Below are 12,887 nucleotides of genomic sequence, written 5' to 3'. Positions count from 1 at the left end.
CATGGCCCAAATCATCATCAACAACGTACAGAAGGTCTTTAAGACGCCGGGCAAGGATGTCATTGCGTTGAAGGATATCAATCTGGAGATCAAGCAGGGGGAGTTCGTTTGTTTGCTGGGCCCTTCGGGCTGTGGCAAGTCAACGCTACTCAACGCCGTGGCTGGCTTTGCGCTGCCTTCGGATGGGGAGATTACCGTCGAGGGCAAGAACATCATCGGGCCTGGCCCGGATCGTGGCATGGTGTTTCAGGAATACGCACTATTCCCGTGGATGAGCATTTCTCAGAATATTGCGTTTGGCCTTGAAGTGCAGAAGAAGTCGAAGTCGGAGATCGATTCGACGGTCAATCAGTTGCTGGCGTTGTTGCACCTCACTGATTTTCGCGACCGTTTTCCAAAAGATTTGTCCGGTGGCATGCGCCAGCGCGTAGCCATTGCCCGTGTGTTGGCGCTCGATTCGCCAATCATGCTGATGGATGAACCCTTCGGTGCTCTCGATGCGCTGACCCGGCGCAATTTGCAGGATGAATTGCTGCGCATCTGGCAGAAGCTAGGCAAGACGATTCTCTTCGTCACCCATTCGATAGAGGAGTCAATCTATCTCGCTGACCGCATTGTTGTGATGACTTACCGCCCAGGTACGGTCAAGCGCGATCACATTGTCGAGATACCCCGCCCGCGTGATCCGGCTTCGCCAGAGTTCAACAAACTGAAACGCGAACTTGGCCTGTTGGTCATGGAGGAGCAGCAGCGCCATTCCAACGATGAAATGAAACTTGCCACGGGCGACTGATAAAAGACCGAGAATGTCGTTCAGAAGCAAAATCTGAACCCCATTCAATCAGTTGCAACACCCAATCGTCACACCGCGCTATGACAAGGTGTGACGATTATCTTTTTGTGTCTTGTCCTCTCGTGTCTTGTTGCCGTCTATCTGGCAATCGAAGGAAAAATTCCGGTCCAACATTTCGATAACGCTGAACTACCAAGCCTCTAGTGTCTGGCTATCCAATTGCGCAACGCGAGAAATAATGTAATCGCGCAAAGTGCGTATCAACGGGGTGATCTGGCGTCGGCTCGGCAGCACCATGAAGAGTGGCGCCGGCTCGGTCGTCCAATGGGTACACAAGGCCTGAAGATGCCCTTGCGCAAGATCCTTGGCCACGTCTAAACGCGCCTTGTAGGCGATACCCTTACCCAGCAGCGCCCAAAGTCGCACGGCGTCGCCGTCGTTGGACACATTCATGCTCCTGACGCGCACGGTAATCTGCGGCTCATCCCCCAAAGAGAAGCGCCATCTGTCACGCACGTTGTCACCTAGCATAAAGCACAGGCAGGCATGGTCGGTCAGTTCGTGGGGGCTTGAGGGCGTGCCATGCCTGGCCAGATAAGCGGGTGAGGCGCAAAGCACACGACGGTGCGTCGGTGCCAGTGCAAGAGCCACAAGGCTGGAGTCTGGAGGTTGACCATAGCGGAATGCCGCATCGACAGGCTCGCTGTACACATTGGCCATGCGATCTGACAGCTGCAGACGGATTTCAACCTGTGGGTGCAGATTTTGGAAGTCGTTGAGCCAAGGCAGCAGCAGGTTACGGCCGAAGTCGGACGATGCAGCGAGCTTGAGAACGCCATGCAGTACCGGATCGCCCACGGCGATTTGCTGCGCGGCTTTGTGCAGTGTCTGTAAGGCCGGACGGCAATCTTCCAGGAAACGTTCGCCGTGTTCTGTCAGACGCAGGCTGCGAGTCGATCGCACGAACAGTTGCACGCCCAGTTCTGCTTCCAGGCGTTTAAGCGCAGCGCTTGCCGCAGCCGGCGTCAGGTCGAGCTTGCGAGCTGTCGCAGACAGGCTTCCGGTGTCAACGGTACGTACAAAAATCTCAAGATCCTGTAGGGCTTTCATCGGTAAGCGGGGCGCTCTGCTGGGCACATTCTCAAATATTATTTGAATATACCTTCTCGAAATAGGCTGTTCTTCAAATTATTTTGTTCGTGGATGATCAGCCTTCATCCACGGGATGTCAGGCGCTCAACAACCTGATCCGATTGCTCATTGCCCTGCATGCCGCTTGACGTCTGGCCGTTGTGATCAACGAGTCAAACTGAAAGCCAAATCTGAGAGAGACCTATGAAAGCCGATGATCGAGACCAACCTTCTATCCAGACGCCCGATAACCCACAGCGCCGCACTTTTCTCCAGCACGCGGGGGTAGGTGTGGCCGCCCTCGCAGCCACGACTTTAGTCAACCAGGCATCAGCGGCGTCGGTTCCCGTTCTCGAGGACGGCAACAAAGGCAAGGTCGCTGGCAAGCAGGGGAAGTTTTGGCCCGGTGATACGCGCCTGGTAGTTTCAGTGTCGATGCAGTTCGAGGCTGGTGGTCAGCCTGCGAAAGGCACGGACAGCCCGTTCCCTCGTGTGGATTTTCCTGACAGTGTGCCTTCGGATGCTGCCGCGAATACCTGGTTTGCCTACGGCTACCGGGAAGGTATACCGCGAATGCTTGATCTGTGGGACCGGTATGGCGTGAAAGTCACTTGTCACATGATTGGCGAAGCCGCTCAGCGTCACCCGGAGTTGGCCAGGGAAATAGTGAGGCGCGGCCATGAAGCGTCTGGTCACGGGCCGCGCTGGAGCTCTCAATATGCGATGGGGCGAGATGAAGAACGCAAATTTTTACAACAAGCGCGGGACATGGTCGCAGAAGTAACGGGCCAGAGTCCTGCGGGTTACAACTGCAATTGGTTACGGCGCGGCCCAAATACGCTATCACTGCTGCAAGAGTTGGGTTATCTCTATCATATTGACGATCTTAGTCGTGACGAGCCTTTTATAGAGAAGGTGAATAATAAAGACTTTGTGGTAGTTCCGTATACATTGCGTAATAACGATATCCTGTTGGTTGAGGGTCGTAATTATTCACCAAGTCAGTTTTTGGAGCAGATAAAATTAGACTTTGATCAGTTGTATGAAGAGAGCAGTACTCGCCGTCGGATGATGTCTGTCAGTGCCCATGATCGCATCAGTGGCTCCCCTCAAATGGTTCGTGTATGGGGTGAGTTTCTGAAATATGCTAATAGTCATGCGGGCGTGAAGTTTATGCGTAAGGATGAAATCGCTCGCTACACCCTGGAAAGTCCACTCTCGTACAGAGAGTCAGAAACGATATAGGTTAGATCAGGGTTGCCCACCTTATAGGTTTTGAAGAGATTTAAGTTTCATCCCGATCAAGGATCATGAGAATCCGCGATATTCGACCATAACGCGAATGTTCGATGGGTTCGGTGATCATAAGTTTTACGAGCAGGCTCGCTCCTGCAGAAAGCCAAAACTGATGAACGCCGGGTAATTTTCAAGGACCTTGAAAGGGATGGTTTTAAATGGCCTTCAGTATGCTGTGATTTTATCATTATCCCGATAAATTGCGTGTGAGGCGCTGTATGTCTATGAATATAAAAGTTGTTAATTGGCTGTCATTGTTGACCACTGTCATGGTGGTTGTATTGTCGGTTAGTTCGTTTTTTATCTACTCCATTTCGAGTTGGACGCTAATATCGTTAGTGGGGTTGATCATGTTGTTGGGGTTGTCTTTTTTTTCGCTATGGCAACGTCCATACTCGTTTTTTGCATGGCTCGCTACGATGTTTTCATTGCTTGTAGTCGGTCGTTTATTTTCCACTATGCGCCTCAGCGCCTTGAGTGAAACCGGATCAGCGCTTGATCCGCTACTTCTGGCAGAAACGGGTCCTGGATTACCTTGGGTAACCTGGTCGTGTGTAGGGCTATTTGTCTTGTTGATGCTAAAGCTCTGGAGCATTATTCAGCACGATCGCAGTGTGGCTGGTACAAGTTCAGAGCAATGGGGCATGACCGCAATCAGGGTTTATGTTGGTATGATGTTCATTGCTCATTTCGCCGGGCATTTGTTCGCTGGACCCCAGGCGTTTGAAGTGTTTCGTAATTACTTCGCAAGTATAGGCCTGCCGTATCCAGCCTATTTTGTGGTGCTGGCCGGGCTAATAGAGTTGGCTGTAGCGTTTGGACTGGCGTTTGGCTTTCTAACGCGTCTGGCGGCCTTCGGCGGCGCCGTGTACCTGCTGGTGTCCGTTGGAATGGGCGGACACTACGGCGTGGGTTACATATGGGTGTTGCCTACGGGGGGCTGGGAGTTTCCTGCTCTCTGGGCCTTTGTTGTAGGGGTCTTTGCATTCACGGGAGCCGGTCCTGTTTCTGTTGATAATTACCTGCGAACTCCGCGCTACTGATATATGACCGTTAGGGCTCTACAACTTCCACTTTGACCTCTGTTGGCTTTGTTAAGGGGCTGCGATTGCCTGCGCCAAATGCGTCGGCCTACCCAGCAGGCCAATAGCCGTGCGCATTATCCGGATTAACCGGAATATGTTTCCCGAGCTGAGTCGATTATCAAGAAATCCCCTCGTGGATATTCTGTGGTCATTGCCCCCCACTATTTACCAGGAGACACTGATGTCCACACTTTTCACACCAGGCGTTGTTGGTCAACTTAATACGCCCAACCGTGTAGTCATGGCACCCATGACTCGATCGCGCAGCACCCAGCCTGGCGATGTGCCGAACGCCATGAACGCGTTGTATTACGCGCAGCGTGCGTCGGCTGCGTTCATTGTTACCGAAGCCACGCAGATTTCGCCTCAGGGCAAGGGCTATTCCTTCACACCAGGGATTTACAGTGAAGAACAGGTCGCAGGCTGGCGCTTGGTAACCGATGCAGTGCATGCCGCTGGCGGACGAATTTTCTTGCAGTTGTGGCATGTAGGGCGCATGTCGCACCCTGACTTTCACAATGGCGAATTACCGGTCGCGCCTTCCGCGATTGCGTTTGATGGCAGCATCTGGAAAGTGGATGCCGAATCGGGTGTCGGCAGTATGGCCCCGTGCCCGATACCACGGGCACTGGAGCGCGACGAAATCCACGCCATCGTCGACGATTATCGTAAGGCTGCACGTAATGCCATGACGGCAGGTTTCGACGGTGTCGAAGTGCATGGGGCCAACGGCTACCTGATCGACCAGTTCCTGCGTACCACTTCGAACACGCGTACGGATGAATACGGCGGATCTCGCGAGAACCGCCTGCGCTTTCTCAAGGAAGTCATGGATGCGGTAGTTGATGAAGTGGGGAGCGATCGCACAGCGATACGGATTGCGCCATTTCTTACGGCGCGCGGCATGGCCTGTCCGGACATTCTGCCGACTTTGCTGGAGGCAACCAGCTATTTGCAGGATAAGGGCATTGCGTACCTGCACCTGGTTGAAGCGGACTGGGATGATGCCCCCAAGTTTCCCGAGGACTTCCGCCAAGCCGTGCGTGAGCGCTTTCGCAATGCAATTGTGGTGGCCGGTAAGTACGACCTGGAACTTGCTGAGTGGGTACTGGAAAAAGGCTACGCAGACTTTATCGCCTTCGGACGCAAGTTTGTCGCCAACCCCGATCTGCCTTTGCGGTTGGAGAAGGGTTACCCGTTAGCCGGTCTGGAGGGGGCTGAGTTGTTTGGCGGTACCGAACGAGGTTACTCGGACTTTGCCGCCTGGGCTCAGTAGGGCTGAAAGCTGTACGTCTGATCCAAAAAATCTTCTTGGAGCGCGCTCAGGTCGCCAGCTTCAAGGAGATTTCGTCCATCAGCAGTTTGACCCGGCGCGGTACTGCGTGGCCGGAAGGGTAGACAATCTGCAAATCCACGCCCGGCAGGGAGTAGGTCTCCAACACCTCGACCAGTCGGCCTGCGTCCAAGTCATCACGCACATCGATGTAGGACTTGATACAGATGCCGTGACCCGCCTGACACCACTGGCGCACCTGATCGCCATCATTGGCAATACGCCTGCCTGACACCAGCACCTTGAACGTACGGCCATCGGCGTAGAACTGCCATTCACGGTGGATGCTGCTGCCAAAGCGCATCAGGATGCACTGCTGCTGCACCAAGTCCGATGGGTGCTGGGGAATGCCGTGGGCCATGAGATAGGCGGGGGATGCACACACGACCCTACGGCCCTCGCTGAGTTTTCTGACGCGCAGGGTGCTGTCGGGCAGGGCGCCATATCGAATGGCAAAATCAATTCCTTGCCCCGCCAGATCCAGGTAGCCATCGGTCAGGTTCAGGTCGAGGCTGACGTCGGGATGTTCCTCCAGAAAATCATCGAGGATTGGCACGATGCGGTTGCGCCCCAGGTCGACGGGGGCGCTCAGGCGTATCAGGCCCGAGATCCGCTCGGTGCCCAGTTTGATATTGCTCTCGATGTCTTCAGCTTCTGCGAGCAGGCGTCGGGCGCCCTCCATCAGCATCCGTCCTTCGTCCGTCAGGCTGATCGAGCGTGTGGTACGGGTCAGCAGGGTTGCGCCGTAGTGCCTTTCCAAAGCCCCGAGCCGTTCCGATACAGACGTGGGCGACAGCCCTACCTCGCGGCCTGCCGCCGACAATCCGCCTTTCTCGACAATCAATAAAAACAGCGCAAGGTTCTCGAAGAGCATTATCCGGATTTCCCTGAATATGATTGTGCTTTTGGCTGGATTCTACGCCTTGTGCTTCAACGATATTGTTTCTCCATTCACTCTTGAGGAGCGACATCGTGCATATCGATCACGTCACCCTACGTACCCGCGACCTTCGCGCTACCCGCGACTTCATGATTCAGGTCTTTGATCTGGAGGAGGGCACTCGCCCCCAGGAAATCCGTGGCATACGCGGTCACTGGCTGTACAGCGAGGGCCAACCGTTGGTGCACATCATCGAAGCCCACGGCCAAGGCCTGCTGCGTGCCGCCGAATTTATCGACCACGTGGGGTTTCGGATGGGCGACTACGACGCCTTCAAGGCAAAACTCGAACGCCTTGGCATCGATTACAGAACCATTGATATCCCGACGCTGAATGAGCGGCGGATTTTTTTACGCACCCCGGGCGGGCAGTTGTTAGAGACCGTTTTCCCAGGCGCCTCTTCTGAAAACAGCTGGTAGTCACTCAACCGTGCGCGTGGAGAAACAACGATGACTGATCCAACCAAAATGCCTTTTCAAGTATGGATCCTCACGCTGGGGCATTCGCCATTGGTACGGCGGAGTTTGTGATCGCCGGTATTCTTGCGCAAGTGGCCGAAAGTCTGGCGATCAGCGAGGGGCAGACAGGATCGTTGATCACGGCCTATGCCTTGGCCATTGTCGTGGGCGGCCCTTTGCTGACCCTGTGGCTAACTCACGGCGTTTGTTCGTACCCGGCGAGGTCAGCAAGACAAGTCTTCATGCGCTTTTGTACCGCTAACTCTTGCTCTGGGGGAGGCCTTTCGATTCGACTGGAGCGAAGACAGCCTGATGATCGGCGGCCTGTTTCGACGTCTCCAAGTCTTCCACGTGAAACCAGATAATCCGCGATGACGGTGTGTGGCGACATAGGGGAGGGCGCCGCGGGCACGGTTCAGATGCGTTCAAAATGGCTGAATTGGCTACTCAACCATGCGTAGAGTTGAGACACGGCTGGTGATATCTGCTTGCGGTGCGGGCATACCAAGCTTAATGGCGAGGACTCGCCAGGGTAGTCTGGAAGCAAGAGGACGAGTCGTCCTTGCGCCACATCTGCACTCACATCCAGCCATGACTTGTAGGCGATGCCTTCGCCGGCCAATGCCCAGCGCCGCACCACGTCGGCATCGTCACTGAATAGCGGACCTGAAACTTGGACGGTGTGTGAACCCAGGCACCATTTGTCGTAGACACGACCGTTTTGCAGGTATAGCAAGCAGGAGTGCTGGTTGAGGTCATCGGGGGTTTGCGGACAGCCATGACGCGCGACATAGTCTTTTGAAGCCACCAGCACTTTGCGATTCCAGGGTGCCAGCGGCAGGGCAACGTAGCTGGCATCTTCATTCAAACCGTAGCGAATGGCGACGTCTACCGGGTCGCGAAACAGGTCGGAAACCTGATCGGACAGGAAAAACCGCAAGCTAAGCTGGGGATTCTGTTTGCGAAATGCCGAGAGCCAGGGCAGCAGCAGGTTACGTCCCAGGTCGGACGGCGCTGCCACTTGCAGCACTCCCCTGAGGCGCGCGTGCTCGCCACGCAGGTTTTCGTGCCCCTGTTTGAGGGTCTCCAGTACCGCTTGCGCGGTAGGCAGGTACTGCTCGCCTTCGGCGGTCAAGCGAATGCTGCGGGTGGTGCGCGCAAACAAGCGTACATCCAGTTCGCGCTCCAGACGCTTGATGGAGGCTGCGACCTGACCCGGCAACAAATCTGCCTCCAGCGCGGCGGCCGTGAAGCTCCCCAACGCAGCGCTTCGCACGAACAAACCCAGGTCATCGATACGGATCATTTTCATTCCTGAGGTGAAAGTGTTGGCGGATTCTGCAGGTTTTTCTCCGCCGTTGGGAAGGTGAAGATGATCGCGAGCATCGTGCGTCAGCCCTCAAGACCGCGAGTTTCCATGACAGCCACCCGTTTTGCCCAGCACGGTTTGCCCATTGAAGCCAACAAGCGCTGCAAGTTCGAAGGGCTCCGAGTCACGGTTGCGGCAACTTCATGCCGTGGCACTGCCGTCTTTATTGGTATTTGAATGATCTTAATGTGGGGAGAATCGAAGATGAATGCGTCCAGGAATGTGTTGGTATCAATTGCCGTGCTTAAAGCTAAGGCCGAACAACAACAGGCCCTGAAGGAGGCGTTGTTGGCATTGGTTGAACCGACACGCGCCGAGCCGGGGAACCTTGACTACGTATTGTTTGAGCTGCGCGATCAGCGCGGCACTTTTTACATGCGCGAAGCCTTTGAGGATCAAGCCGCACTCGATGCTCACTTTGCCATGCCGTATTTCCAGCACTTCGCCGCCATCGCCGATGACCTGCTCGAGGAGCCCCTGCAACTGATCTTTCTTGAGCAAGTATCGAACTAGGAATTTTCAATCGCTCATTAAAGCTGCCCGACACGTTTTGCTGGATGGGCAGCACTTGCAGTCTGTCGGAGTGCTCCACCATGAAAGATTCCGCGCAACGGCCACAGCGTGTGGCGCCCGTGCCTGAAGATGTTGATGTCATTGAAACCAACGAGTGGCTTGAGGCCCTGGTAGGGGTGGCGAGAGTCGCAGGCAAGTCGCGTGTCAGGTTTTTGCTGCAACGCCTGGCCGAGCAGGCCAGCCGCCTGGGTGTTAAGACAGCCAGCAGTGCGTACTCGCTGTACCAAAACACGATTGCGCTGGAGCATCAGCCGATTTATCCCGGTGACCTTGTGATGGAGGAACGCATTACCTCGATCATCCGCTGGAACGCCCTGGCCATGGTCGCCAAGGCAAACAAAGCCTATGGCGAGCTGGGTGGACACATCGCCAGTTATGCGTCGGCCGCGGAAATTTTCGAAGTAGGCTTCAATCACTTCTTTCGTGCCGACAGCGAGCAGGGTCGAGGCGATCTGGTGTACTTCCAGGCGCATTCGGCTCCGGGCGTCTATGCGCGGGCATTTCTTGAGGGGCGGCTGCAAGAGAGCCACCTTGAGCGTTATCGACAGGAGGTGCAAGGCGGCGGCCTGTGTTCCTATCCGCACCCCTGGCTGATGCCTGATTTCTGGCAGTTTCCTACCGGCTCCATGGGCATTGGCCCGATCAATGCTATTTACCAAGCGCGGTTCCTGCGCTACTTGCAACACCGTGGGATTGCCGAGACTGAGGGGAGGCATGTCTGGGGGGTATTTGGCGACGGCGAGATGGATGAGCCGGAGTCGATTGCCGCGCTTTCGTTGGCAGCCCGAGAGAGCCTGGACAATGTCACCTTTGTAATCAACTGCAATTTGCAGCGCCTGGACGGCCCTGTTCGGGGTAACGGGCAAATTGTCCAGGAACTGGAATCTCTGTTCAGTGGCGCAGGATGGAACGTGATCAAGGTCTTGTGGGGCTCTGGCTGGGATGAGTTGTTTGCCCGTGATGAAGGCCAGGCGCTGTTGCGTCATTTTGCCCAGATGGTGGACGGTCAGTATCAGACCCTGGGCGCTAATGACGGGGCTTACAACCAGGCGCACTTTTTCGACCAGGATCCACAGTTGCAGGCCCTGGTTGCGCACTTGAGCCCCGAACAGATCGACGCGTTGCGTCGGGGCGGGCATGACTTTCGTAAATTGCACGCCGCGTTCGATGCCGCCAGGCGGCACGAGGGCAGGCCGACCGTGGTGCTGGCGAAAACCAAGAAAGGCTTTGGCATGGGCCAGATCGGTGAATCTCGCAATACCTCGCACCAACAGAAAAAGCTCGATGTCGAGGTGCTCAAGGCGTTTCGTGATCGCTTTGCCTTGCCGCTCGATGATGAAGCGGTGGAGCACATGCGCTTTTATCGGCCGTCGGATGACAGCCCTGAGTTGCGCTACCTGCAGCGCCAACGACAGGCGCTGGGCGGCTATCTGCCCAAGCGCAATACCCAGGCCGCGTCCATTCCCGTGCCCTCGCTGGCCAGCTATGGAAGTTTTGCGCTGACCAGCGAAGATCGAGAAATCTCCACCACCATGGCGGTGGTGCGCCTGTTTACCAACCTGATCAAGGACAAGCAGTTGGGGCCACGCATTGTCCCGATTGTCGCGGACGAGGCCCGTACGTTCGGCATGGCCAACCTGTTCCGCCAGATCGGGATCTACTCGGCAGTCGGGCAGTTGTACGAGCCGGAGGATGCTGGTGCGCTGCTGTACTACAAGGAGTCGACTGACGGACAGTTGCTCGAAGAAGGCATCACCGAGGCGGGGGCCATTTCTTCCTGGATCGCGGCGGCCACCTCTTACAGCGTCAATGGCGAGCCGATGTTGCCGTTCTACATCTACTACTCGATGTTCGGCTTCCAGCGCATCGGTGATCTGATCTGGGCGGCGGCGGATCAGCGGGCCAGGGGATTTCTCATCGGCGCCACCTCGGGGCGTACCACCCTGGCCGGTGAAGGGCTGCAACATCAGGACGGCTCTAGCCAATTGATGGCTGCCACCGTACCCAATTGCCGTGCCTATGACCCGGCGTTCGCCAGCGAAGCAGCGGTAATTATCGACCATGGCAGCCGCCGCATGCTGGAGCAGCAGCAGGACGAGTTCTATTACCTGACGGTGGCCAACGAGAACTATGTCCAGTCCTCACTTGAGCCGGACCAGTACGAGGATGTGATTCGTGGCATGCGTCTGTACTGCCGACAGGGCGAGAAGGCGTCAGCGGTGCGCTTGCTGGGGTGCGGGGCGATCTTGCGCGAAGTGATCGCGGCGGCCCGCCTGCTTGAAGAAGAGTGGCAACTCAGTAGCGAAGTCTGGAGTGTCACCAGCTTTTCCGAATTGGCCCGTGAGGCCCGGGAAGTGCAACGCCAACAACTATTTGGCGGCGACGTCGAGCAACAGAGTCACCTCCACCGCTGTCTGCCCGGCAGTACGCCGATCGTGGCGGCCAGCGACTATGTACGGGGTTACGTGCAACTGGTGGCACCTTATTTACAGGCGCCCTATATCGCCCTGGGAACCGATGGTTTTGGGCGTAGCGACACGCGCTCGGCCTTGCGCAGTTTTTTTGAAGTAGACCGCTTTCATATCGTGCTGGCGGCCCTTGCCATGGTCGACCCGCAAGCCCATGCACGGGCACGTGTCCAGTATGGCGTGGATGCAACGTCACCCGCCCCTTGGAATTGTTGAATGGACGCCGCCCGGCTGCGGGCGGCGCTTTTCATCTGGTCACTCACTCTTCAACCCTTATCGGGAGAATAAACATGGCACTGCATTTCCTTTCTGAGGTTCAACAATGAGCAGCGTAGATCCTTGGTGGTGCGGGCTGGCAATGGCCTTGGCGCTAACCGGCTGTACAAGCCAGCAAAGCAGTCCTGCGGCCCTTGAAGCAGCATTGCAAAGCCGTGAGAAAATCTGGAACGCTGTGGCTCACCTTGAAGGTCAAACCTATGTTGCCGGCCCTCGCTGGACAGCAGGCAGGGGACCACAGTTGAGTATTGTCGATGAGCAGGGACGGCGAGCGGCTTACCCGGATTCGGCATGGAACGCCTGGGCACCGGCAAAGGATGCACGCCAAGCGTTTGTCAACATCAATGCCCTGCGTCTTGAAGAGACCACGCTGTGGGTGGTGGACACCGGCGCTGCCGAGTTTGGTGGTAACCCGATACCTGATGGGGCCAAGCTCGTCGCCATTGACCTGACTGAAAAACGCGTGAAGCGCACTTATCTCTTTTCCGCTGAGGTCGCCCGGCCAGGTAGCTACATCGATGATGTGCGGTTCCAGGGCAATTATGCCTTCCTGACCGATGCGGGAAACGCGGGGATTATCGTTCTGGATCTCCTCAGTGGCAGTGCCCGGCGCGTACTGGATGGGCATCCGTCCGTCACCGCCACGAATGACAGAGACATTGTGCTCAGCGGCCAAACGGTCAAGGCACCAGGCGGCAGCGCGCTACGCGTGAATGCCGACCCGCTGGAAGTCAGCCCGGATGGACAATGGTTATATTACGGCCCCCTGCAGGGGCCATGGTCCAAAGTGCGCATCAGCGACCTGACGGCGCCTGACGTGACGCCCGCGCAACTCGCCAGCCGCGTCGAGCCTTTTGCCGATCTGCCACCGACCGGCGGCACCGTGATGGATGCCAAAGGCAATCTTTACTTCTCGGACTTGGCCCATGACGCGATACGGGTCCGGCGACCCGACGGGCATGTTGAGACGCTGATCGTCGATCCCCGCCTGCATTGGGTAGACGCACCTTTCCTTGATCGTGACGGCATGCTCTGGTTGCCAGCAGCACAAATGGATCGGGTCAGTTTGTTCAATGACGGTACTTCACGCGTCCAGTGGCCGATGACAATCTTCGTGCTCCCCACGCGTTGAGCCTGACTACAAAGCCCCCAACCTGGTTGACAG

At 56.4% G+C, this 12,887-nt stretch carries 11 protein-coding genes and 1 pseudogene; 9 read left to right on the top strand and 3 right to left on the bottom strand.

The window, feature by feature from the left end:
- Position 1: 1 nt before the first annotated feature.
- Positions 2 to 793, top strand: a complete 792-nt coding sequence (locus JJD74_RS21885; RefSeq protein WP_042559158.1) for an ABC transporter ATP-binding protein — start codon at positions 2 to 4, stop codon at positions 791 to 793.
- A gap of 189 nt (positions 794 to 982) precedes the next feature.
- Here JJD74_RS21885 and JJD74_RS21880 read toward each other — a convergent pair whose 3' ends face one another.
- Positions 983 to 1,903 (bottom strand): LysR family transcriptional regulator, encoded by a 921-nt coding sequence (locus tag JJD74_RS21880; protein ID WP_042559159.1) that lies wholly within the window; start codon positions 1,901 to 1,903, stop codon positions 983 to 985.
- Positions 1,904 to 2,128: 225 nt separating this feature from the next.
- Here JJD74_RS21880 and JJD74_RS21875 point away from each other — a divergent pair, with 225 nt between their 5' ends.
- The 3 genes from JJD74_RS21875 (at position 2,129) to JJD74_RS21865 (ending at position 5,581) form a co-directional block, all read left to right on the top strand.
- The gene (locus tag JJD74_RS21875; protein ID WP_042559160.1) at positions 2,129 to 3,169 is read left to right on the top strand and encodes a polysaccharide deacetylase family protein; all 1,041 of its coding nucleotides are present in this window, start codon (positions 2,129 to 2,131) and stop codon (positions 3,167 to 3,169) included.
- A 275-nt stretch (positions 3,170 to 3,444) separates the two neighbouring features.
- On the top strand, positions 3,445 to 4,263 hold the full coding sequence (locus tag JJD74_RS21870) for a DoxX family protein (protein WP_200616794.1): 819 nt from the start codon (positions 3,445 to 3,447) through the stop codon (positions 4,261 to 4,263).
- A gap of 220 nt (positions 4,264 to 4,483) precedes the next feature.
- The gene (locus tag JJD74_RS21865) at positions 4,484 to 5,581 is read left to right on the top strand and encodes an alkene reductase (protein ID WP_234451831.1); all 1,098 of its coding nucleotides are present in this window, start codon (positions 4,484 to 4,486) and stop codon (positions 5,579 to 5,581) included.
- A 46-nt stretch (positions 5,582 to 5,627) separates the two neighbouring features.
- Here JJD74_RS21865 and JJD74_RS21860 read toward each other — a convergent pair whose 3' ends face one another.
- Entirely contained in the window at positions 5,628 to 6,512 is an 885-nt protein-coding gene (locus tag JJD74_RS21860) for a LysR family transcriptional regulator (RefSeq protein WP_200616793.1), read from the bottom strand.
- Positions 6,513 to 6,610: 98 nt separating this feature from the next.
- Here JJD74_RS21860 and JJD74_RS21855 point away from each other — a divergent pair, with 98 nt between their 5' ends.
- Together JJD74_RS21855 and JJD74_RS21850 are read left to right on the top strand one after the other, a co-directional pair.
- Positions 6,611 to 6,997: a VOC family protein gene (locus tag JJD74_RS21855; protein ID WP_042559163.1), complete on the top strand. Its 387-nt coding sequence runs from the start codon at positions 6,611 to 6,613 to the stop codon at positions 6,995 to 6,997.
- Between the two features lie 234 nt (positions 6,998 to 7,231).
- Positions 7,232 to 7,393, top strand: a pseudogene (locus JJD74_RS21850) (IS21 family transposase); the annotation flags it as partial.
- Between the two features lie 58 nt (positions 7,394 to 7,451).
- On the opposite strand, the gene JJD74_RS21845 reads toward JJD74_RS21850, so the two are convergent.
- Entirely contained in the window at positions 7,452 to 8,342 is an 891-nt protein-coding gene (locus JJD74_RS21845; protein WP_047301094.1) for a LysR family transcriptional regulator, read from the bottom strand.
- A gap of 267 nt (positions 8,343 to 8,609) precedes the next feature.
- Here JJD74_RS21845 and JJD74_RS21840 point away from each other — a divergent pair, with 267 nt between their 5' ends.
- The 3 genes from JJD74_RS21840 (at position 8,610) to JJD74_RS21830 (ending at position 12,854) form a co-directional block, all read left to right on the top strand.
- The gene (locus JJD74_RS21840) at positions 8,610 to 8,918 is read left to right on the top strand and encodes a putative quinol monooxygenase (RefSeq protein WP_042562073.1); all 309 of its coding nucleotides are present in this window, start codon (positions 8,610 to 8,612) and stop codon (positions 8,916 to 8,918) included.
- An 80-nt stretch (positions 8,919 to 8,998) separates the two neighbouring features.
- Positions 8,999 to 11,662 (top strand): alpha-ketoglutarate dehydrogenase, encoded by a 2,664-nt coding sequence (mdeB, locus tag JJD74_RS21835; RefSeq protein ID WP_200616792.1) that lies wholly within the window; start codon positions 8,999 to 9,001, stop codon positions 11,660 to 11,662.
- A 106-nt stretch (positions 11,663 to 11,768) separates the two neighbouring features.
- Positions 11,769 to 12,854, top strand: a complete 1,086-nt coding sequence (locus tag JJD74_RS21830) for an L-dopachrome tautomerase-related protein (protein WP_200616791.1) — start codon at positions 11,769 to 11,771, stop codon at positions 12,852 to 12,854.
- The last annotated feature ends 33 nt before the right edge of the window (positions 12,855 to 12,887 follow it).

The organism is Pseudomonas sp. MF6776 (assembly GCF_016613125.1).
Taxonomy (GTDB): Bacteria; Pseudomonadota; Gammaproteobacteria; order Pseudomonadales; family Pseudomonadaceae; genus Aquipseudomonas; species Aquipseudomonas iridis.
The sequence above is the reverse complement of the archived record's forward strand: the minus strand, read 5'-3'. Positions and strand labels throughout refer to the sequence as shown.

Bases quoted from the DNA above. Each gene is read 5' to 3' on its own strand.
- JJD74_RS21885 (WP_042559158.1), top strand. From the start codon at position 2: ATGGCCCAAATCATCATCAACAACGTACAGAAGGTCTTTAAGACGCCG.
- JJD74_RS21880 (WP_042559159.1), bottom strand. From the start codon at position 1,903: ATGAAAGCCCTACAGGATCTTGAGATTTTTGTACGTACCGTTGACACC.
- JJD74_RS21875 (WP_042559160.1), top strand. From the start codon at position 2,129: ATGAAAGCCGATGATCGAGACCAACCTTCTATCCAGACGCCCGATAAC.
- JJD74_RS21870 (WP_200616794.1), top strand. From the start codon at position 3,445: ATGAATATAAAAGTTGTTAATTGGCTGTCATTGTTGACCACTGTCATG.
- JJD74_RS21860 (WP_200616793.1), bottom strand. From the start codon at position 6,512: ATGCTCTTCGAGAACCTTGCGCTGTTTTTATTGATTGTCGAGAAAGGC.
- JJD74_RS21845 (WP_047301094.1), bottom strand. From the start codon at position 8,342: ATGATCCGTATCGATGACCTGGGTTTGTTCGTGCGAAGCGCTGCGTTG.
- JJD74_RS21840 (WP_042562073.1), top strand. From the start codon at position 8,610: ATGAATGCGTCCAGGAATGTGTTGGTATCAATTGCCGTGCTTAAAGCT.
- mdeB (WP_200616792.1), top strand. From the start codon at position 8,999: ATGAAAGATTCCGCGCAACGGCCACAGCGTGTGGCGCCCGTGCCTGAA.
- JJD74_RS21830 (WP_200616791.1), top strand. From the start codon at position 11,769: ATGAGCAGCGTAGATCCTTGGTGGTGCGGGCTGGCAATGGCCTTGGCG.